We start from the raw sequence: 19,608 nt of genomic DNA, 5'->3' as shown, positions 1-19,608 counted from the left end.
CTGCGCGCCCCTTTTCAGTTGATGGCCATCGATGCCGCCGGGTCGTGCAGCATCCGGCGCAGCAGCTTGCCGCTTTCAGATGATGGCAGGCCGCTGCGGAAGATCACGGTGCGCGGCACCTTGTAGTGCGACATGTGCTGCAGGCACCATTCGATGATCTTCTGGTCGACGCGGTCGGTCTGCTGGCCGGCGCGCACGCGGGCCGCCGCCTCGTCCTTCAGCACCACGTAGGCCTGCACGGCCTCGCCGCGGTCGGGGTCGGGCAGGCCGACCACCGCGGCCTGGCGCACGTCGGGATGCAGGGCGAGGATGGCCTCGACCTCCTCCGGGAACACGCTGTAGCTCCAGACCTTGATCATTTCCTTGGTGCGGCCGAGGAAGGTCAGGTAGCCTTCCTCGTCGACGACGCCGACGTCCCCGGTGCGAAGCCAGCCGTCGAGCAGCATGGCCTGCGTGGCGGCCGGATGCAGCCAGTAGCCCTTGTAGCGGATGGGGCTGCGCAGCAGGATCTCGCCGCGCTGGCCGGCCGGCAGTTCGCGGCCGGTCTCGGGGTCGACGATGCGCAGCTCCACGCCGGGTGCGGGCTTGCCGTTGGTGCCCCACTTGATGGCGTCCGGCGGCATCAGCGTGTCGCAGGTGTGGGTTTCGCTCAGGCCATAGCCGGCCTCGTAGACGAGGCACTCGTTCGCGAAGCGGCTCCAGCGCCGCGCGAGCGATTCGCTCAGCTGCACACCAAAGCTCGTGCCGACGGTGGTACGCAGCGAAGAGAGGTCGAAGGTGGCGGCATCGTCGCAGGCCATGACGGAAGGCAGCGAAGGCGCCATGGTGTACCACCAGCTCACCCGGCAGGCCTCGATGGCCTGCAGCACCGCCGTGGCGTCGAAGCGGTGCAGCAGCACGACCGTGGCGCCGCAGTAGATCGGCAGCGCCAGGCCGGTCATCATGCCGGAGATGTGGTGCAGCGCGACGTCGGCCAGCATCACGTCCCCTTCACCCAGCCGGAAGCCGTCCGCGCTCACCGCGATCTTGTAGAGCGCGCATTCGAAACTGATCATCGCGCCCTTGGGCAGGCCGGTGCTGCCGGAGGTGTAGGCCATGAGGCAGACGTCGTCCATCGCGATGGTCTCGACCGGCGTGAAGGGGCCCACCTCGGCCAGCGCGTTGGCGAAGTCGATCACGCAGCCGGGCAGCGGCGGTGCCGGCTCGTGCCGCAGCCGGATGCATGGCGGCACGTCCATGGCCAGCGTGGCGGGCAGCATGTCGCCATAGCGCACCGCGTACACATGGGCCACCGTGCGCAGCGCATGAGAGCCGAGCACGACCTTGAGGAGGTCCTCGCCCGCGACGACGGCGCTGGCGTCGAGCTCGGTCAACTGGTGCTCGAGCTCGTAGGCGCGTGCGTCCGGGTTGCAGGGGCTCACGATGGCGCCGAGCTTCTGCACGCCGAAGTGCGCGATCAGGTATTCGGGGCAGTTGTGCAGGAAGAGTGCGACCACGTCGCCCTGGCCGATGCCTCGCTCGCGCAGGCTCTGGGCAAAGCGATCGCTCAGGTCATCGAGCTCGGCGTAGCTGATGCGCCGGCCGTACCAGACCAGGGCAGGCTTGTCGGGCGTCCTGCGGGCATGCTCCCGCAAATACTCGTGCAGCGGCCTCTGGCCGTGGCGGTAGGCGATCATCCTGGCGTGTCTCCGGTCGATTGCGCATTTCAGGGCTGGCCCGCGGTGCGGAAGCCTTTTTTTTTCGCAATCATGCGGCCACGCGCCGGCTGCGGCAAGTGAACCCCAATGAATATTGGGCATTGAGGTGCATCGTCCTGATGCATGGACCAGCGCCACGCCGGGGCGCCGCCCATGCCGGGCAGGCGCGTCAGGCGATCTGGCGGGCCGCGCGGCGTGCCGCCGGAGCGGGCTGCGCCGACGCGTCCTCGCCGCGCTCGCGCAGGTAGGCGAGGATCGGCGCGCTGGTGCGGTCGATCTCGTCGTGGATGCCGCGCCGGGCCACCTCGCCGTCGCGCTTGCGAAGACCGCGCAGCACCATGTGATGCGGGTGCTGCTTGCGCGGCTGGCCGATCGCATGGGTCTGCAGCGCCTTCATGAGGGGTCCGCACTGCAGCCACAGGCTTTCGATCATGCGCTGCAGCACCGGCCTGTCGGCCAGCGCGTAGACGCCCATGTGGAAGCGCTCCGACTCGAGCAGCTCGCCCGCGGTGTCGCCGGCCTCGCGCAGGGCCGCCATGCGCTCGTGCAGCGCCTCGAGCTTCTTCACGTCGTCGCTGCCGGCATGCAGCGCAGCGCGCGCTGCCGCCTCGCCCTCGAGCATGAGCCGCAGCTCGCGCACTTCGGCGAAGCGCTGCTCGCTCATCACCGGCACCCGCACCGAGTGGTGGCCGACCTGCTCGAGCGCCTGCTCGGAAATCAACCGCGCCAGCGCCTCGCGCACCGGCGTCGGGCTGATGCCCATCTCGGCCGCGAGGTCCCGCAGCTTGAGCTTCTCGCCGGGCGCGAACCGGCCTGCCTTGAGGTCGCGGCAGAGGCGGCTGTAGGCCTGTGCGTTGAGGCTGTCGCGGGTGAGGATGTCGTCCATGGGATGGAAGCGTGCGGGTAGGCGCGCCTTGTCAAATAGCTTATATGTTATTTCACGTCGGCGCTTGTCAGCGGCCGGTGAACGCGGGAGGCCGCTTTTCCAGGAAATGCGCCACGCCTTCCCGGAAATCCTCGCTGCCGAAGGAGGCCTGCATCTCCTCGTCCGCGCGGCGCCAGGCGGTGTCGAGGTCCTGGAACAGGCTGTCGTACACCTGCCGCTTGATCACGCCGATGGAGCGCGGCGAGGCGTTGTCGGTCACGTCCTTCGCGATGGCCTGGACGCGCGCGAGGAAGCCTTCGGCGGGCAGCGCCTTCACCAGGCCCATCGAGGCTGCCTCCGCCGTGTTCAGCGTGCGGGCGGAGAGAAGCAGGTCCAGCGCATGGGTGGGGCCGACCAGGCGAGGCAGCATCCACGAGATGCCATGCTCGGCGATCAACCCGCGCTTGGCAAAGGCGGTGGTGAGCTTCTGGCCCTCGGCCATGTAGCGGAAGTCGCAGAACACGGCCATGCACAGGCCGATGCCCGCGATAGGCCCGTTGATGGCCACGAACACCGGCTTGCGCACGCGCAGCAGGTAGCTGAAGCGCCAGGCGTAGTTGGCGTCGATGCCCGCGGCTGTCGGCGCTGGCATGGCGGCTGCATCGCTGCCGGCCACACCCGCGGCGCCGGCCTCGAGGATGTCCATGTCGGCACCGGCACAGAAGCCCCGCCCCGCGCCGGTCACGACGATGGCGCGCACGGCGTCGTCGGCCTCGGCGGCTTGCACGGCCTGGCGGAACTCGGTTTCCATGCGGTGCGTCCACGCATTGAGCCGGTCGGGCCGGTTCAGCGTGATCGTGCGGATGCGGCCTTCGGTCGCGGCGGTGATGTCCTGGTAGGTCATTGGATGCTCCCGCGCGGCCTCAGGCCTCGCCGCCGATGGTGGCACCGCCATCGATCACGATGGTGGTGCCGGTGATGAAGCGTCCGGCATCGGAGCCCAGCAGCAACGCCGCACCGGCGATGTCCTCCGGATCACCGATGGCGTTGAGCGGACTGGACGCCAGCGCGGCGGCCAGCGTCTGCGGGTTGTCCCACAACGCCTTGGCGAAATCGGTCTTGATGAGGCCGGGTGCGATGCAGTTGGTCCGCACGCCCTGCTTGCCCCATTCGAGCGCGAGGTTGCGCGCGAGCTGCATGTCGGCCGCCTTGGAGATCGCGTAGGCGCCGAGCACCCGCGATCCGGTCAAGCCCGCGATGGAGCTGATGATGACGATCGAGCCGCCGCCCCGCTCCGCCATGCCCGGCGCCACCCGGTTGACGAGCCAGAGGTTGGAGCGGATGTTCACGTCCATCACCTTGGAGAAGGCCTCGTCGGTGATGCCCGACATCGGTCCGTAGTACGGATTGACGGCCGCATTGCAGACCAGCACGTCGACCGGGCCGTACGCCTTTTCGGCCTGGTCGACCAGCGCCGCGACCTGCTCCTTGCCGGAGATGTTGCAGGCGATGGCCATCGCTTCCAGCCCTTCGCCGCGCAGCTGCTCGACCACCGCATTGCAGGCGTCGAGCTTGCGGCTGGTGACGACGACACGCGCCCCCGCGCGGGCGTAGGCGATGGCGATGGCGCGGCCGATGCCGCGCGACGAGCCGGTGACGATGGCAGTCTTGCCCTTGAGAGAAAAGCGGTCCATGAAGGGCTCCTTCAGCGATTGACGAACTTCGGCGCGCGCTTCTCGACGAAGGCGCGGGCCGCTTCCTGGTGGTCTTCGGTCATGCCGCAGCGGATGTGCCGGATGGCCTCGTGGTCGAGCGCCTGCGCCAGCGTGGCGCCCTGCTCGGCGGCATTGAGGTTGGCCTTGATGTGGCCCAGCGTGATCGACGGGCCGTCGGCCAGCTGCTGCGCGAGCGCGCGGCCCTCGACGTCGAGCTCGGCATCGGGCACCACGCGGGTGACCAGGCCCTGGGCCAGCGCCTCGTCGGCCTTCAGCACGGGGGACAGCAGTGCAAAGGCCCGCGCCCGCGGGCCGAGGAGGTGAGTCAGGAAGTAGGTGCTGCCGAAATCGCCCGAAAGGCCGACCTTGGCGAACGCCGAGGTGAGCTTGAGCGTGTCGCTCGCCAGCAGCAGGTCGCAGGCCAGCGCCAGCGACAGGCCCGCGCCCGCCACGGCGCCGCGCGCGACGGCGATGGTCGGCTTGGGCATCTCGTGGAGCAGGCGCGAACATTCCATGTGCTCGCGCAGCTGGAGCGTGCGCGACTCGAGCGTCTGCGACGCCGCGTCGTCCTCGGCCATGGCCTTGACGTCGCCGCCCGCACAGAAGGCGCGCCCCGCGCCGGTCAGCACCACGGCGCGCGCGCGCGCATCGACGGCGGCGCGGCGCAGCGCGTCGAGCAAGGCCTCGGTCATGGGCACCGTCAGTGCGTTGAGCCGTTCGGGCCTGTTGAGGGTGAGCGTCAGTACGCCGTGTTCGAGATGCTCGATCAGTTCGGTGGTCAAGTGCCGGTCTCCTGCGGATGGTTGTGGGTGATTCGTCAAAGGGCGCCTGCGGCCTCGAGCGCAGCGACCTGCTCGGCGCCCATGCCGAGCCACTGCTGCAGCACCTCGGCGTTGTGCTCGCCCACGGCCGGCATGGCGCGCTCGATGGCGAGCGGGGTGGCCGACAGGTGGATGGTCACGCCCTGCACGGGCACGTTCACGCCGCCGAATGGAATGTCAGCGATGGCGCCGCGGTGGCGCAGTTGCGGGTTCTCCACGACCTCGTCGATGGTCGCGACCTTGGCGCAGGGCACGCCTTCGGCTTCGAGGAGCGCGACGATCCCGTCGGCCTCGTGCGACAGCATCCACGCGGCCACGGCACCCTCGACGGCGTCGCGGTGTTCGAGCCGCGATGCCATCGTGGCGAAGCGCGGGTCGTCCAGCAGTGCCGGCTGCCGCATGGCGCGCACGACGCGCGGGAACATGTTGTCGTCGCCGCCCACCATCAACACATGGCGGCCGTCGCCCGTGCGGAAGGTGTTCGACGGCGCCACGAAGCGGTCGCGGCTGCCGACGCGCGTCATGGTGGTGCCGAAGAGCTTCTGCTGCGGGATCGCCGTCATGAGCATCGAGGTGGCGCTCTCCAGCAGCGAGACGTCGACGAGCTGCCCTTCGCCGGTGGCGTGGCGGGCATGGAGCGCCGAGAGGATGCCGAGGGCGGTGTACATGCCGGTCGTGTAGTCGCACATGAACGAGCCGATCATCGTGGGCGGGCCGTCCTCCTGGCCGGTCATGTCCATCAGGCCGCTCATGGCCTGCGCCACGCCGTCGAAGCATTGCTTGGTGGCGAGCGGGCCGTCCTGCCCGAAGCCGGAGATGCGCGCCATGACGAGGCGCGGGTTGAGCGCATGCACCGCGTCCCAGCCGAGCCCCATCTTCTCCATCGTGCCCGGGCGGAAGTTCTCGACAAGCACGTCGGCATGCGCGATCAGCTCACGCAGGACCTGCAGTCCGGCCGCGCTGCGCAGGTCGATGGCCAGGCTTTTCTTGTTGCGGTTGACGATGAAGGTGTAGAGGCTCTGCCCGTCGACAGCCGGCGTGGCGCGCCGCGCGTACTCGCCCTCGCCCGGCGGCTCGATCTTCACCACCTCGGCGCCCATGTCGCCCAGCATCATGGCGCAGTAGGGGCCGGCAATGAAGCGCGAGAGGTCGAGCACACGCAGTCCAGCAAGCGATGTCATGTCGGGTGGCCTTTGTCTCTTGTGGCTTGTGACCTGTTGATTTGTGTATTTGTTATATCATATTCAAAATTGCCATTGTTGGCGAGCACAAGGAGACAGACGTCTTGACAACGACCTATTTGAGACTTCGCCAGCTCTGCCTGGTGGCGGCCAAGCTGGAACCGGTAGAGGAGGACCTCTGCGAGGTATTCGGCGTGCGGGTCTGCCATCGCGATCCCGAAGTGGGGCAGTTCGGCTTGCACAACGCGCTCATGCCCTTCGGCACCAGCTTCGTCGAGGTCGTCGCACCGCTGCGCGAAGGCACCACCGCGGGCCGCTACCTGGAGCGGCGAAAGGGCGATGGGGGCTACATGGTGATCCTCGACAGCGAATCGCTGCCGCGCTGGCGCACGCATGTGGATGAGGTGGGCGTGCGCATCGCCGCGCCGCTTGCGCTCGGCGACTACGAAGGCATGCAGCTGCACCCGCGCGATACGGGCGGCGCGCTGCTCGAGATCAACACCACGCGCAACGGCGCCGACCTGAACGGTCCCTACTGGCCGGCGGGCCCGCATTGGCAGGAGGCCGTGTCGGATGCGCGCGTGCAGGGCATCACGGGCGCCGTGCTGCAGGCCGATGACCCGGCCGCGCTGGCGGCGCGCTGGGGCCGCATTCTGCAACGGCAGGTCGAGCGCGAGGGCGACAGCTGGCGACTGCAGGTCGACAACGCAAGGCTGCGCTTCGTGGCGCCGCGCGACGATCGCGGCGAAGGGCTGGCGGGCATCGAGCTGGCAGTGCGCGACGCCTCGGCCATCCGCAAGACTGCGCAGGCCCGCGGGGTCGAGGCGGATGCGGCGGGCGTGCGCGTCGGCGGCGTCCACTTTGCACTCGGTTCGAAAGACTGACGCGGCAATCCGCCGCATCCACCAGGAGACGAGAGATGGAACTGGCCTTTTCGAAGGAAGAGCAGGCATTCGCAGATGACGTACGCACCTTCATCACCGAGAACCTGCCGCGCGACATTTCGCGCCGCGTCGAGCACGACCTGCACCTGCATCGCGAGGACTTCATGCGCTGGCAGCAGATCCTCGGGCGCCGCGGCTGGCATGCGTACACCTGGCCGGTCGCGCAAGGCGGCCCGGGCTGGAGCGCGACGCAGCGCTACATCTTCGAGACCATCAGTGCGGAGCTGAACTGCCCGACCATCCAGCCCTTCGGTCCGCGCATGGTGGGGCCGGTGATCTTCAATTTCGGCAGCGACGCGCAGAAGCAGCAGCACCTGCCGGGCATCCGGGCCTCGACCGTCTGGTGGTGCCAGGGCTATTCGGAGCCGGCGTCGGGCTCGGACCTGGCCTCGCTCGCCACGCGCGCGGAAGACCGGGGCGATCACTACCTGGTCAACGGCCAGAAGATCTGGACCTCGTACGCCCACTATGCCGACTGGATGTTCTGCCTGGTGCGCACCAGCCGCGAGGCGAAGGCGCAGCGCGGGATCTCGTTCCTGCTGATCGACATGAAGTCGCCGGGCATCGTGATACAGCCGATTCCGATGCTGGAGGGCACGCATTCGTTCAATGCGGTGTTCCTGACGGATGTGAAGGTGCCCAAGTCCAACCTGGTCGGCGAAGAGGGCCGCGGCTGGAGCTATGCCAAGTTCTTGCTGGAGCACGAGCGCGTCGAGAACTCGAACATCGGGTTTTCGACTTTCGCGATGCGACGGCTGCACCGCATCGCATCGGGCGTACGGCATCGAGGCCGCCCGCTCCTCGAAGACCCGGTGTTCCGCGCAAAGGTGTCTGCGGTCGAGGCACAGCTCAAGGCGCTCGAAGTGACGACGCTGCGAGCGCTGTCGAGCATGGGCTCGGGCAGCTCGCCGGGGGCCGGCCTGGCGTCGGCGCTGAAGATCCGGGGCACCGAGATAGGCCAGCGCATCACGGAGCTGATCTTCGAGGCCGCCGGCCCCCAGGGGCAGGTGCTCGACCCTGCGCTGATGCGCGGCGAAGGAAATCTCGATGGCATCGAGGCCAGCGTGCGCGGCGCGGCACCCAACTACTTCTGGCGTCGTGCCATGTCGATCTATGGCGGCAGCAACGAGATCCAGCGCAACATCATCGCCAAGCACGAGCTCGGCCTGTAGGGTGCGCACCGCGCGTCTGTGCCGGCGCAGGCGCAACGGCGGCTTCTTCTGCACCCTCGGCTGCACTTCGCTGCGCTTGGCAATCGCCACGTCTGGGCATCAGTTGCACGCCTTGGGTAGCATGAACCCATGGATTCGCTCCTTCTTCCCACCGTTCCCCCGGAGACCCCGCTCGACGAGCGAGACGGGCGCTACCTGCGCAAGGCCATCGTGTGGTCGCATGCCGCGCGGCGGCGCGGCAATCGGCCATTCGGCGCGGTGATCGTCTCGGCCGACGGCGAGGTGCTGGCCGAGGCCTGGTGCAACACAGCCGAGACCGGCGATGTCACAGGCCACGCCGAAACCAATGCGGTGCGCATGCTGGCCGGGCGCGGCCTCTCGCGCGAGGCGCTGGCGGCTGCCACGATCTATTCCTCGGGCGAACCCTGCGTGATGTGCGCGGGCGCCATCTTCTGGTCCAACATCGGCCGCGTGGTCTTCGGCATCGACGCCGAGCGCTTGCGCGTATTCCGCGGCGAGCGCCCGGAGCAGCGCGACGCGGAGCTGTCCTGCCGCGACGTGTTCGCAGCGTCGGCGCATCCGGTCGAATGCATCGGGCCGGCGCTGCTCGACGAAGCCATCGCGGCGCACGTGGGCGCTTGGCAGCCTTAGCACGGCGTCCAGGCGCTGCCGTTTCCTTGGGCAACCCAGCGCAAGCCCTTGCCGGACAACGCTCTGGCGACTTGTACCCGGGGTTTTCCACAAGCTTGTCCACGTCTTCCGGGGATGAACTCCGTACGCGCCGGGGTGCCGCCATCCTGCTCCCTACACTCGCCCCATGCCCTGGAACGCGCGACTCGAGCTCGACTACCGACTGGAAGGCCCGCGCAGCGTCGCGCGCTTCCGCCACGAAGGCCCACTGCGGATCCTGCAGAGCCTGTACCCCGAGGGCGACGCGGTCTGCCACAACGTGCTGGTGCATCCGCCGGGCGGGCTGGTGGGTGGCGACACGCTCGACATCCGGGTGAGCGCCGCAGGCGGCAGCCATGGGTTGATCACGACGCCGGGCGCCAGTCGCTTCTATCGCTCGGAAGGCGAGCCGGCGCTGCAGCGCACGGCGCTGCAGCGCACGGCGCTGCAGCTCGAGCCCGGAGCGCGGCTCGAATGGCTGCCGCTCGAAGCGATCTGCTTCAGCGGCTGCCGCGCGGAGAACCGGCTCTCGCTTCAGCTCGCCGAAGGCGCAGAGCTGATCGGCTGGGACGTGACGGCGCTGGGCTTGCCCGGCGCCGGCAAGCCCTTCGAGAAAGGCACGCTGCTGCAGCACATCGAGATGCCGGGCGCCTGGCTGGAGCGCGGGCGCATCGATGCCGCGGACCCGCGGCTGCTCGATGGTCCGTTGGGGCTGGCCGGCCATCGATGCCTGGCCACCCTGTTCTTTGTCGCGGGCGCCGCGATCGCCCGGCCCCGGCGCGAAGCCGCGCTCGACGCCGCGCGTGCGCTGATCGAGGCCCATGCGCTGCGCGACAGCGCTGGCGCAACCAGCCCGCAGCCGGGCGTGGTCGTGCTGCGCGTGCTGGCGCCCCTGGTCGAGCCGGCGATGCAGTTGCTGCGGCAGGCGTGGCAGGCATGGCGTGCCGAGCTGTGGCAGATGCGCGGTGCGCCGCCGCGCATCTGGGCGATGTAGCCCGCGCCGGCCCTCTGCTTGCCGTGCGGTGGGCCCTTGCCCTACCCGGCCGCCCGTCGTTCTCCGGCTCGGCCCCGGCAAAGCGCTCGCTAAGGTGGCCACTCCAAAGAACAGGAGAACTCCATGAAAAGCATCATCCTCTGGCTGTGCGGCGTACCGATCGGCGTGATCATTTTGCTGAAGGTATTCGGCGTCTTCTGATTCGCCGGAGGGTCCGCGCCGCGCGCATGGGGCATGCGACTACAGGCGCGGCCCGTCGGCGGCATTAGGCTCGGGGCATGCCGCGCCTCGCGAAGCCGACCCGATGACGGATGTCCACAGCGACATCCCGGCTCGCCTCGACCGCCTTCCCTGGTCGCGCTGGCACTGGCGCGTGGTCGTGGCGCTGGGCGTCGCCTGGGTGCTCGACGGGCTGGAGGTCACGCTGGTCGGCTCGATCGGCGGCGTGCTCGAACGGCCCGACACGCTGGCGCTGACGGCGGCGCAGATCGGCTGGTCGGGCTCGCTCTACATCGGTGGCGCGGTGATCGGCGCCCTGCTCTTCGGCCGCCTGACCGACCGGCTGGGGCGCAAGAAGCTGTTCCTGATCACGCTGGCCGTCTATGCACTGGCCACGCTTGCCACCGCCTTTTCCCCCGACTTCGCCTTCTTCGCGCTGTGCCGCTTTCTCACCGGGCTGGGCATCGGCGGGGAATACGCGGCCATCAACTCGGCGATCGACGAGCTGATTCCTGCGCGGGTGCGCGGCCGCGTGAACCTGGCGATCAATGGCAGCTTCTGGATCGGCGCTGCGCTCGGCGCGGGGCTGAGCCTTGTGCTGCTGGACCCGCGGGTGCTCGGGCCCGTGTGGGGTTGGCGCGCAGGCTTCGGCCTGGGCGCGGTGCTGGCCGTGGCGATCCTGCTGGTGCGGCGCGACGTGCCGGAAAGTCCACGCTGGTTGATGGCGCATGGCCGCACCGAAGAAGCGGAGCGCATCGTCGCAGGCATCGAGGCGGAGGTCGCCGCGCAGTACGGCACGCTACCCACGCCCGTGGGCCGCGTGCACTACGGCCGGCGCGCGAGCCCGGGTTGGCGCGAGGTCGCGCAGGTGCTGCTGCGCCGCTACCCGCAGCGCAGCGGCGTCGCGCTCGCGCTGATGATCTCGCAGGCCTTCTTCTACAACGCCATTTTCTTCACCTATGCGCTGGTGCTGACGCGCTTCCACGGGGTGCCGGAAGGGCGCGTCGCGCTCTACATCTTTCCCTTCGCGCTCGGCAACGTGCTGGGGCCGCTGATCCTCGGGCCGTTGTTCGACCGTGTCGGGCGCCGCCGCATGATCGCGCTGACCTATGTGTGCTCGGGCATCGGCCTCGCACTGACCGGATGGGCTTTCATGCAGGGCTGGCTCGATGCGCGCAGCCAGGCGTTGGCCTGGTCGGCCGTGTTCTTCCTGGCCTCGGCAGCAGCGAGCTCGGCCTACCTGACGGTGAGCGAGGTGTTCCCGCTCGAGATCCGGGCGATCGCCATCGCGATCTTCTACGCCGTGGGCACGGGCGCGGGCGGCTTCGTCGCGCCGGTGCTCTTCGGCGCGCTGATCGAAACCGGCAGCCGCACCGCGGTGGCCGTCGGCTATGCGATCGGAGCGGCGCTGGTGGTGATCGCCGGGCTGCTGGCGCTGCGCTTCGCGGTCGACGCGGAGCGCAAGCCGCTGGAGGAAGTGGCGCCGCCGCTGGGCAGCGATTCGAGCGAAGGCCCGCTCACTCGATGATGGCGCGCTTGACGTCTTCCTGCAGGCTGCGCAGATGCGCGCGCATGGCCTCGCGGGCGCGCTCCGGGTCGCGGGCGCGCAAGGCATCGATGATGGTGCCGTGCTCGTCGTGGTTCTCGCGCTGGCGGTGCAGCGGGCTGTGCAGTCGGAACAGCCGCGCATTGACGCGCAGCTCCTCGACCAGCCGCGGGAACACCACGTTGCCGCTCGCGTTGGCGATCAGCGAATGGAAGCGGTCGTCGAAATGGAAGTGCTCGATCTCGCTGTGTTCGCCGTTGTGCAGGGCCTGTGCCTCGGCCTCGAGCGCGTCGATCTCGGCATCGGTGATCTTGGCCACGGCGAGCGCGATGGCCTCGCACTCGATCACCTCGCGCGCGCGCATGCAGTCGAAGTATTCCTTGGTGCCGAGCGCGCGCACGGCATAGGAGCGCGCGTCGCGCCGCACCAGCAGGCCTTCGCCGGCCAGCCGCACCAGCGCCTCGCGCATCGGCGTGCGGGAGATGCGCAGGTCCTCGGCCAGGCGAGCTTCCTGCAAGGGGCTGCCGGCCGAGATCTGGCGGTCGAGGATGAGCTGGCGCAACCGCTCGTAAGCCTGCTCGGCCAGGCTGGTGGAACGCACCTCCAGCGGCGCGATGGTGATGGTGGCGGGCTGCGCCGGACTGGGAAGGCTTGGCATGCGGGAGGAGAAGGCGAACTCCACGTGGAGCGGGAAAAGCTTATCAGGCCCGCGGCGGCGCACGGCTCGGCCTCACAGCCACTTCTGCAGCGGGTTGCCGGCGTTGGGCGCGCGCGGGCGCAGGCACGGCAGGAACTCGCCCGATCCCGGCTCGGCCCGGAACTCGCCGTCCTGCCACACCACGCGACCGCGCGACACGGTGATACCGGGCCAGGCGCGCAGCTTCATGCCCTCGTAGGGGGTGTAGTCGGCGGCATGGTGGAGCATGTCGTTGGCGATGGTCTTCTCCTTGCCCGCGGCGAAGACGTCCCACACCACGAAGTCCGCATCACTGCCGACCGCGATCGTGCCCTTGCGCGGGTACAGGCCGTAGAGCCGCGCCGGATTCGTGGCAGTGAGCTCCACGAAGCGATGGATGTCGATGCGCCCGGCCAGCACGCCCTCGCTCATCAGCAGCGGCAGCCGCGTTTCCACGCCCGGAATGCCGTTGGGGATGCGGTCGAACGAGGCGTTCTCGCCGGCCACCCGCTTGCCGTCCGGGCCGTTCATGTTGAAGGGCGCATGGTCGGAGGAGACGATGGTGAAGAGACCGCTGGCCAGCCCGTTCCAGATGAAGGGCTGGTTGGCCTTGTCGCGCGGCGGCGGGCTGCAGATGCAGCGCGCTCCGTGCATCGGGTCGTCTTCGTGCAGCCCCAGGTCCTCGGCGCTCAGGAAGAGGTACTGCGGGCAGGTCTCTGCATGGATCGGCAGGCCGCGCCCGCGGGCCCAGTGGATCTGCTCGACGGCCTCGCGGCCAGAGACGTGCACGATCAGGATCGGGGTATCGACCAGTTCGGCCAGCGCGATGGCTCGGTGCGTGGCCTCGCGCTCCACCGCCATCGGCCGGGAGCTCGCGTGGTAGCGCGGCGCGGTGAGGCCGGCGTCGAGCAGCTGCTCGGTGAGCCAGGCGATGCAGTCGCTGTTCTCGGCATGGACCATGGTCATCGCACCATGCCGGCGCGCGGCGGCGAGCACTTCGAGGACCTGCCGGTCGTCCAGCTTCAGGTCGTCGTAGGTCATGTAGATCTTGAAGGAGGTGTAGCCCTTCTCGATCAGCGCGGGCAGCTCCCGCCGCGTCACGTCGCGGGTGGCGTCGGACACGATCAGGTGGAAGGCGTAGTCGATCACCGCCTTGCCCTCTGCGCGCTGGTGGTAGTCGTCGACCGCGGCCTGCAGGCTGTGCCCTTTCTGCTGGGCGGCGAAGGGCAGCACGGTGGTGGTGCCGCCGCAGGCCGCCGACCGGGTGCCGGTGAAGAAGTCGTCGGCAAAGCGCGAGCCGTCGCTGGTGGGCTGGTCGAAGTGGCAGTGGCCGTCGACACCGCCGGGCGTGACGAGCCGGCCCGCGGCATCGATCTCGCGTGCGGCGTGGCCTTCGAGGCCTTGCGCGATGGCGGCGATGCGGCCTTCGCGCACGCCGATGTCGGCACGGTAGCGGTCGCCGACGGTGGCGATGTCGGCGTTGCGAAGAATCAGGTCGTAGTGGGCCATGGCAGTCCTAGCGCTGCTCGAGCGCGGCCTCCGGCGGTGCCGCGGCCGGCGCGCTCGCCGGTCCGTAGGCGCGGCCGTAGTGGCGTTCGATGCGGCGCTGCACGAAGTCCCAGGCGGTGGTCATCAGCAGGTAGTAGAGGGCTGCGACGAGGAACAGCTCGAGCACCATGAATCTTTCCTGGATCAGCACCTGCGTGCGGCGCAGCAGCTCTTCCATCGAGATCACCGACGTGATCGAGGTGGTCTTCAGCAGGCCGTTGATGCTGTTGCCCAGCGTCGGCACGATCAGCCGCATCGCCTGCGGCATGACGATGTAGCGCATGGTCTGCGCGTTGCTGAAGCCGACGGCGCGCGCCGCATGGGTCTGGCCCACCGGCACCGACTGGATGCCGCCGCGCACGATCTCGGCCAGGTACGCCGCCTCGTTGAGGATCAGGCCGAGCAGGGCCGACTCGATGACCGACAGCTTCAGCCCCAGCTGCGGCAGGCCGGTGTAGATGATGATCAGCTGCACCAGCAGCGGCGTGCCGCGGAACACCCAGATGTAGAAGTGCGCCGGCGCGTTGAGCCAGCGGCGGCTCGACAGCCGGGCCAGGGCCAGCGCGCAGCCCACCACCAGTCCGCCGGCGATCGCGGCAAGCGTGAGCCACAGCGTGGTCACGGCGCCGCTCAGCAGGTAAGGGTTCAACAGGTAGTCGGTGAATCCCGACCAGCTCCAGCCTTGTCCCATGGCAGTTCCTTCGAGGGGCTTCGGTGGCCGCGCGGCACTCAGCCCGCAGGGCCCTTGACGGTCACGGCGCCTTCGAAGGCCTTCACGCCGTACTGGTCGAACAGCTTCTGGAAGCTGCCGTCCGCCTTCATGTCGTTGAGCACCTTGGCGATGGCGCCGGCCACATCCTTGTTGCGGGCAGCGAGCGCGACGGGGGTCGGGAACAGGCCGTGCAGCACGCGGTCGAAATCGCCGCGCTTCTGGTACTCGGCGCCCGTGGAATCGATCGACAACGCCACTTCGACCTGGCCGGCGCGCAAGGCCTGGAAGGCCATGGCGAAGTTCTCGAAGGTGCGGATGGTCATGCCCTTCATGCCCTTGTCGGTGAGCTGCTTGTCGAGCTCGCGCGCCTTGCGCTCCTCGAAGCCGCCGATCTCCACGCCGATGCTCTTGCCCGAGAGGTCCTCCGGCTTGCCGATCTTCAGCGGGTTGCCCTTGGCGGTGCTGATGCTGATGGCCTGGTCCTCGTAGATCAGCATCTGCATCAGCTTGGCGCGCTCCTCGGTATAGAAGATGCCGGTGTTGATGACATCCCAGCGGCCCGCCTGCAGGCCCGGGATCATGGCCGAGAACTCGATGCGCACGTACTCCGGCGTCAGGCACAGCCGCTTGGCGATCGCCTCGCCCAGTTCCACGCGCATGCCCTTGAGTGCGCCCGTCTGGTCGACGAACTGCAAGGGCGGCAGCGTGGGATTCACCGACATCACGAGGGTGCCCTTCTTGACGAGCGCCGAATCGGGCACCGGCGACTTGCACGCCTGCGCGTTCGCAGCGCCCGCGCCGAGAAGGAACAGGGCCGAGGCCGACACGAGAGCGGGAAGCAGTTTCATGGTGATGTCCTTGGGGAAGTGAAGGAGGCGAAGAAACGGGCGCGCGCGGCTCAGGCGCGGATCGAATCGAGGAGCTGCAGGCGGTCGAGCTCGCGGCGCAGGTCGGCCGCCTCGTTGGCCGGGAGCGGCAGGCGCGGAGCGCGGGGCTTGCCGACGGGCAGGCCCATCATCGTGAGCCCGTCCTTGGAGGCCGCGACATAGCGATGGCCGCCGACCCAGCGCACGATCGGCAGCATCTTCTTGTAGAGCGCCAGGGCCGCAGGCATGTCGCGCTCGTCGGCGACCAGTTCGAAGAGGCGGGCCGACATCTTCGGGATCAGGTTGGAGCACACCGCCACCCAGCCCTGGGCACCGAGCCAGAAGGACTCGTAGCCGAGGATGCCGGCGAACACCGTCATGCGGTCGCCGCACAGTTCGATGATGTCGCGCACGCGGGTCACTTCGAGCGTCGACTCCTTGATGTACCTGCAGTTGTCGATGCGCGAAAGGCGCGCCACCAGCTCTGGCTTGAGGTCCACGTTGGCCGTGGCCGGGTTGTTGTAGACCATGATCGGAATGCCGATCGCCTCGCCCACCTTGCGATAGTGCTCGAACAGCTCGTCGTCCGTGGGCGTGCTGTAGAAGGGCGGGATGATCATCACGCCGTCGGCGCCCATGCCCTCGGCCTCCCGGCTCAGGCGCACGCATTCGTCCGTCCACTCGGCGCCGGTGCCGATCAGAACCGGCACGCGTTTTGCTGCGGTGGTCACGCAGGTTTCGATGACGAGCTGGCGCTCCTGCGGCGTCAAGGACAGGAATTCGCCGGTGCTGCCCAGCGGGATCAGCCCGTGGATGCCCTCCTGGATCTGCCACTCGACCAGCTTCTTCAGTGCCGGCACGTCGACCTGCCGGCCATCGGCGGTCATGGGGGTGATGAGCACCGTGTAGGTGCCTCGAAATGCTGTCATCGGCGGTCCTGGGGGAGGTTCGAGGTGGCTGATTGCAAGGTATACGTGTAGTATACGTATACGTTCATCGCCGTCAACGTTCTTTTCCTCCTCTTCTTCGCCCATGCCTGTTCGATTGAGCCACCCTTCGATGAGCCCTGCCGGCAAGCCGGTGCGCTTCTGGTACGACGGGCAGCCGATGGAAGGCCTGGAGGGGGAGACCCTCGCCGCGGCGCTGGCGGCAGGCGGCATCCGCGAGATGCGCCATACCCGCGGCGGAGAACGCCGCGGCCTGTACTGCGGGATGGGGGCCTGCTTCGATTGCCTGGTGACGGTGGACGGGCGCGCCAGCCAGCGCGCCTGTCTCACCAAGGTGGCCGAAGGCCAGCAGGTCCGCTCGGCGATGCCTGCCGGCACGCCCGAGGATCCGCTGCGGCCGCTGGCGCCCGAGCCGGCAGCCGAGCCGGCGCGCCGCGAAGTCGACCTGCTGGTGATCGGCGCCGGGCCGGCTGGCCTGTCGGCGGCGCTGGCCGCGCGCCGCGCCGGGGCGGGTGTGCTGGTATTGGACGAACGGCTCCAGGCAGGCGGCCAGTTCTACAAGCCGCTGGCGCCCTCCCACCACGCCGCCGCACCCGCCGACCGCCAGTTCGCGGCCGGCCTCGCGCTGGAGCGTGAGGTGCTGGCGGCGGGGGTCGTGATCGAGCAGGACGCGCAGGTCTGGGCCGCCTTCTCGCCGAACGAGGTCGGCGCGCTCATTCGTGGGCAGGCGCATGTCATCGCGTGCCGGCAACTCGTGCTTGCCCCGGGGGCCTACGAGCGACCCGTGCCCTTCCCCGGCTGGACGCTGCCGGGCGTGATGACCACCGGTGCCGGCCAGACGCTGGCGCGCGCCTACCGCGTGGCCCCGGGACAGCGGGTGCTCATCGCGGGCAACGGGCCGCTGAACCTGCAACTGGCCGCCGAGCTGCTGGCCGGCGGCGCGAAGGTGCTCGCCGTACTGGAATCGGCGCCGCGACCCGGGCTGGGCCAATGGCAATCCATGTGGACCGCGACGCGAGCCGCGCCCGACTTGCTGCGCGACGGCTGGCGCTACCTGCGGCAGCTGCGCACGCACGGTGTGCCGGTGATCTGGGGTACGGCGGTGACTGCTGCCGAAGGCACGGACCGCCTCGAGGCCGTGCAGGCCGCACGCCTCGATGCGCAAGGCCGCGCAGTGCCGGGCACGGTGCAGCGCTTCGAGGCCGACACGCTGTGCCTGGGCTACGGCTTCATACCTTCCACCGAGCTCGCGCGCATGCTGGGCTGCGAACACCGGGTGGCGGACCGGCACCTCGGCTACCCCGCGACCGTCACCCGCGAAGACGGCACCACCCACCTGCCCGGCGTTCTTGTCGCCGGCGACGGCGCGGACCTGGGCGGCTCGCGCGTGGCCCTGGCACGCGGCACGCTGGCCGGCGCCGCGGCGGCCCGCAACCTGGGCCTGGACGCGCCCGAGCCCGCGGCGGCGCTCGCCGATCTGCGGCAGGCGGAGCGCTTCCAGCGCGCGCTGTGGTCGCTCTACGCCGCGCCGCCGGTGCGGCTGGCGGACGTGACCGACGACACGCTGCTGTGCCGCTGCGAGGAGATCCGGTTCGGGGACGTCCGCGAGCAGATCCGGGCCGGCCGCGACACGCTGGCCGCCCTCAAGCGCAACACGCGGCTCGGCATGGGGCGTTGCCAGGGCCGCTACTGCGCCGTGACTGCCGCCCGCCTGCTCGGCGAGACGACGGGCAAGCCGCCCGATGTGGAGCAGTACTTCGCGCCCAGGCCGCCCGCCAAGCCCGTCCCGGTCGGTGCATTGGGTTTCGAGAAGCCCGAATGGGGCGGCCACAAGCCGGCGATCACGCCCAACCTTGCGCGGCCGATGGCGGTCGAAGCCTTCGCGCCGCTGCGCACCGAGGTGCTGGTCATCGGTGCCGGCGTGCTGGGCTCCTGCCTTGGCTACTACCTCTCGCGGGCGGGGCAGGAGGTGACGGTGGTCGACCGCGACGACGTCAACCTCCAGGCCTCGGGCGCCAATGCGGGCAGCCTGCATGTGCAGCTGCTCTCGTTCGACTTCGGGGCCCGGGCGCAGGCCGGCGGCGGTCCGGCCGCGGCCACGCTGCCGCTCGGGCCGATGTCGGTGAAGCTGTGGCAGCAGATCGAGGCCGATTGCGGCGAGGACCTCGAGATCAAGATCACCGGCGGCCTGATGGTGGCCGACAGCGAGGCCGGCATGCGCTTCCTCGAGGCCAAGGCCGCGCTGGAGCGGCGCCATGGCATCGACGCCGAGGTGATCGACGGCGCCGCTCTGCGCCGGCTGTCGCCCGCCCTGTCCGGCGAGCTGCTGGGTGCGGAGCACTGCCCGATGGAGGGCAAGATCAATCCGCTGCGTGCCACCTACGCGGTGGCGCGGCGTGCGCAGCAACAGGGCGCGCGCCTGCTGCGCGGCTGCGACGTGCAGGCCATCGAGCGGCTGCCCGGCGCGGGCGCGGGCTTCGAGGTGCGCACCTCGCGCGGCACGATCCGGGCCGGCCGCATCGTCAATGCGAGCGGCGCCTGGTCCAGTGCGCTCGGGGAAATGCTGGGCGTGAAGATCCCGGTCCAGGGCGCACCGCTGCAGATGATCGTGACCGAGCCCGCGCCGCCGCTGGTCGATCACCTGATCGCGCATGCCGACCGTCACCTGAGCCTCAAGCAGGCGGCCAGCGGCGGCCTGCTGATCGGCGGCGGCTGGACTGCTGCCTTTCACCCGGACATGCGGCTCAACCGCGCCGAGCGCGCCAGCATCGAGGGCAACCTCTGGGTGGCCCGCCGGGTGCTGCCGGCCGTGAGCGGGCTGCACATGGTGCGCTGCTGGGCCGGCATGAACGTGAACATCGACGGCGCGCCGATCATCGGCGAGGTGCCGGGTGTGCCGGGCTTCTACAACGCCGTCACTTCCAACGGCTACACGCTGGCGCCGATCACGGCAAAGCTGGTCGCCGACCTGATCGCGCACGGCCGCACCGACATCGACATCACCCCGTTCCGCATCGACCGCTTTCTCTGACCACC

17 protein-coding genes are annotated in these 19,608 nt (G+C 69.5%); 6 read left to right on the top strand and 11 right to left on the bottom strand.

Annotated features, from left to right (window positions below):
* Positions 1-14: 14 nt before the first annotated feature.
* From G3W89_RS07565 to G3W89_RS07540, 6 genes are all read right to left on the bottom strand, one after another.
* A complete protein-coding gene (locus G3W89_RS07565; protein ID WP_162573506.1) occupies positions 15-1,676 on the bottom strand; it encodes an AMP-binding protein in 1,662 nt (553 codons plus the stop codon).
* Positions 1,677-1,866: 190 nt separating this feature from the next.
* On the bottom strand, positions 1,867-2,583 hold the full coding sequence (locus tag G3W89_RS07560) for a GntR family transcriptional regulator (RefSeq protein WP_162573505.1): 717 nt from the start codon (positions 2,581-2,583) through the stop codon (positions 1,867-1,869).
* A gap of 67 nt (positions 2,584-2,650) precedes the next feature.
* Complete coding sequence (locus tag G3W89_RS07555; RefSeq protein WP_162573504.1) at positions 2,651-3,466, bottom strand: enoyl-CoA hydratase; 816 nt, start codon at positions 3,464-3,466, stop codon at positions 2,651-2,653.
* 19 nt (positions 3,467-3,485) lie between these two features.
* Entirely contained in the window at positions 3,486-4,256 is a 771-nt protein-coding gene (locus G3W89_RS07550; RefSeq protein ID WP_162573503.1) for an SDR family NAD(P)-dependent oxidoreductase, read from the bottom strand.
* Between the two features lie 11 nt (positions 4,257-4,267).
* Positions 4,268-5,059: an enoyl-CoA hydratase-related protein gene (locus G3W89_RS07545; protein WP_162573502.1), complete on the bottom strand. Its 792-nt coding sequence runs from the start codon at positions 5,057-5,059 to the stop codon at positions 4,268-4,270.
* Between the two features lie 35 nt (positions 5,060-5,094).
* Positions 5,095-6,279 (bottom strand): CaiB/BaiF CoA transferase family protein, encoded by a 1,185-nt coding sequence (locus G3W89_RS07540; protein WP_162573501.1) that lies wholly within the window; start codon positions 6,277-6,279, stop codon positions 5,095-5,097.
* A gap of 104 nt (positions 6,280-6,383) precedes the next feature.
* On the opposite strand from G3W89_RS07540, the gene G3W89_RS07535 reads away from it, so the two are divergent.
* From G3W89_RS07535 to G3W89_RS07515, 5 genes are all read left to right on the top strand, one after another.
* Positions 6,384-7,163 carry a VOC family protein gene (locus G3W89_RS07535; RefSeq protein ID WP_162573500.1) on the top strand — a complete coding sequence of 260 codons (780 nt, stop codon included), beginning with the start codon at positions 6,384-6,386 and terminating at the stop codon, positions 7,161-7,163.
* Positions 7,164-7,198: 35 nt separating this feature from the next.
* Complete coding sequence (locus tag G3W89_RS07530) at positions 7,199-8,395, top strand: acyl-CoA dehydrogenase family protein (protein WP_162573499.1); 1,197 nt, start codon at positions 7,199-7,201, stop codon at positions 8,393-8,395.
* Positions 8,396-8,524: 129 nt separating this feature from the next.
* A complete protein-coding gene (locus G3W89_RS07525) occupies positions 8,525-9,046 on the top strand; it encodes a nucleoside deaminase (RefSeq protein ID WP_162573498.1) in 522 nt (173 codons plus the stop codon).
* A 166-nt stretch (positions 9,047-9,212) separates the two neighbouring features.
* Positions 9,213-10,058: an urease accessory protein UreD gene (locus G3W89_RS07520; protein ID WP_162573497.1), complete on the top strand. Its 846-nt coding sequence runs from the start codon at positions 9,213-9,215 to the stop codon at positions 10,056-10,058.
* A 304-nt stretch (positions 10,059-10,362) separates the two neighbouring features.
* On the top strand, positions 10,363-11,805 hold the full coding sequence (locus G3W89_RS07515) for an MFS transporter (protein WP_162573496.1): 1,443 nt from the start codon (positions 10,363-10,365) through the stop codon (positions 11,803-11,805).
* On the opposite strand, the gene G3W89_RS07510 is transcribed toward G3W89_RS07515, so the two are convergent.
* The 5 genes from G3W89_RS07510 to G3W89_RS07490 form a co-directional block, all read right to left on the bottom strand.
* A complete protein-coding gene (locus G3W89_RS07510; protein ID WP_162573495.1) occupies positions 11,795-12,481 on the bottom strand; it encodes a GntR family transcriptional regulator in 687 nt (228 codons plus the stop codon). The genes G3W89_RS07515 and G3W89_RS07510 overlap by 11 nt on opposite strands.
* 72 nt (positions 12,482-12,553) lie before the next feature.
* Positions 12,554-14,008 (bottom strand): dihydropyrimidinase, encoded by a 1,455-nt coding sequence (gene hydA, locus G3W89_RS07505; RefSeq protein ID WP_162573494.1) that lies wholly within the window; start codon positions 14,006-14,008, stop codon positions 12,554-12,556.
* A gap of 7 nt (positions 14,009-14,015) precedes the next feature.
* Positions 14,016-14,738, bottom strand: a complete 723-nt coding sequence (locus G3W89_RS07500; protein ID WP_162573493.1) for an amino acid ABC transporter permease — start codon at positions 14,736-14,738, stop codon at positions 14,016-14,018.
* 38 nt (positions 14,739-14,776) lie between these two features.
* Positions 14,777-15,607 (bottom strand): ABC transporter substrate-binding protein, encoded by an 831-nt coding sequence (locus G3W89_RS07495; RefSeq protein WP_162573492.1) that lies wholly within the window; start codon positions 15,605-15,607, stop codon positions 14,777-14,779.
* Positions 15,608-15,657: 50 nt separating this feature from the next.
* Positions 15,658-16,554 carry a dihydrodipicolinate synthase family protein gene (locus G3W89_RS07490; protein ID WP_162573491.1) on the bottom strand — a complete coding sequence of 299 codons (897 nt, stop codon included), beginning with the start codon at positions 16,552-16,554 and terminating at the stop codon, positions 15,658-15,660.
* 130 nt (positions 16,555-16,684) lie between these two features.
* Here G3W89_RS07490 and G3W89_RS07485 point away from each other — a divergent pair, with 130 nt between their 5' ends.
* Entirely contained in the window at positions 16,685-19,603 is a 2,919-nt protein-coding gene (locus tag G3W89_RS07485) for an FAD-dependent oxidoreductase (protein WP_269474948.1), read from the top strand.
* Positions 19,604-19,608: the final 5 nt, after the last annotated feature.

The organism is Variovorax sp. PBL-H6 (assembly GCF_901827155.1).
GTDB lineage: Bacteria > Pseudomonadota > Gammaproteobacteria > Burkholderiales > Burkholderiaceae_C > Variovorax.
This window is presented reverse-complemented; position numbering and strand designations above follow the sequence as displayed.

Bases quoted from the DNA above. Each gene is read 5' to 3' on its own strand.
- G3W89_RS07520 (WP_162573497.1), top strand. From the start codon at position 9,213: ATGCCCTGGAACGCGCGACTCGAGCTCGACTACCGACTGGAAGGCCCG.
- hydA (WP_162573494.1), bottom strand. From the start codon at position 14,008: ATGGCCCACTACGACCTGATTCTTCGCAACGCCGACATCGCCACCGTC.
- G3W89_RS07510 (WP_162573495.1), bottom strand. From the start codon at position 12,481: ATGCCAAGCCTTCCCAGTCCGGCGCAGCCCGCCACCATCACCATCGCG.
- G3W89_RS07525 (WP_162573498.1), top strand. From the start codon at position 8,525: ATGGATTCGCTCCTTCTTCCCACCGTTCCCCCGGAGACCCCGCTCGAC.
- G3W89_RS07490 (WP_162573491.1), bottom strand. From the start codon at position 16,554: ATGACAGCATTTCGAGGCACCTACACGGTGCTCATCACCCCCATGACC.
- G3W89_RS07530 (WP_162573499.1), top strand. From the start codon at position 7,199: ATGGAACTGGCCTTTTCGAAGGAAGAGCAGGCATTCGCAGATGACGTA.
- G3W89_RS07495 (WP_162573492.1), bottom strand. From the start codon at position 15,607: ATGAAACTGCTTCCCGCTCTCGTGTCGGCCTCGGCCCTGTTCCTTCTC.
- G3W89_RS07540 (WP_162573501.1), bottom strand. From the start codon at position 6,279: ATGACATCGCTTGCTGGACTGCGTGTGCTCGACCTCTCGCGCTTCATT.
- G3W89_RS07550 (WP_162573503.1), bottom strand. From the start codon at position 4,256: ATGGACCGCTTTTCTCTCAAGGGCAAGACTGCCATCGTCACCGGCTCG.
- G3W89_RS07560 (WP_162573505.1), bottom strand. From the start codon at position 2,583: ATGGACGACATCCTCACCCGCGACAGCCTCAACGCACAGGCCTACAGC.
- G3W89_RS07555 (WP_162573504.1), bottom strand. From the start codon at position 3,466: ATGACCTACCAGGACATCACCGCCGCGACCGAAGGCCGCATCCGCACG.
- G3W89_RS07515 (WP_162573496.1), top strand. From the start codon at position 10,363: ATGACGGATGTCCACAGCGACATCCCGGCTCGCCTCGACCGCCTTCCC.
- G3W89_RS07485 (WP_269474948.1), top strand. From the start codon at position 16,685: ATGAGCCCTGCCGGCAAGCCGGTGCGCTTCTGGTACGACGGGCAGCCG.
- G3W89_RS07500 (WP_162573493.1), bottom strand. From the start codon at position 14,738: ATGGGACAAGGCTGGAGCTGGTCGGGATTCACCGACTACCTGTTGAAC.
- G3W89_RS07565 (WP_162573506.1), bottom strand. From the start codon at position 1,676: ATGATCGCCTACCGCCACGGCCAGAGGCCGCTGCACGAGTATTTGCGG.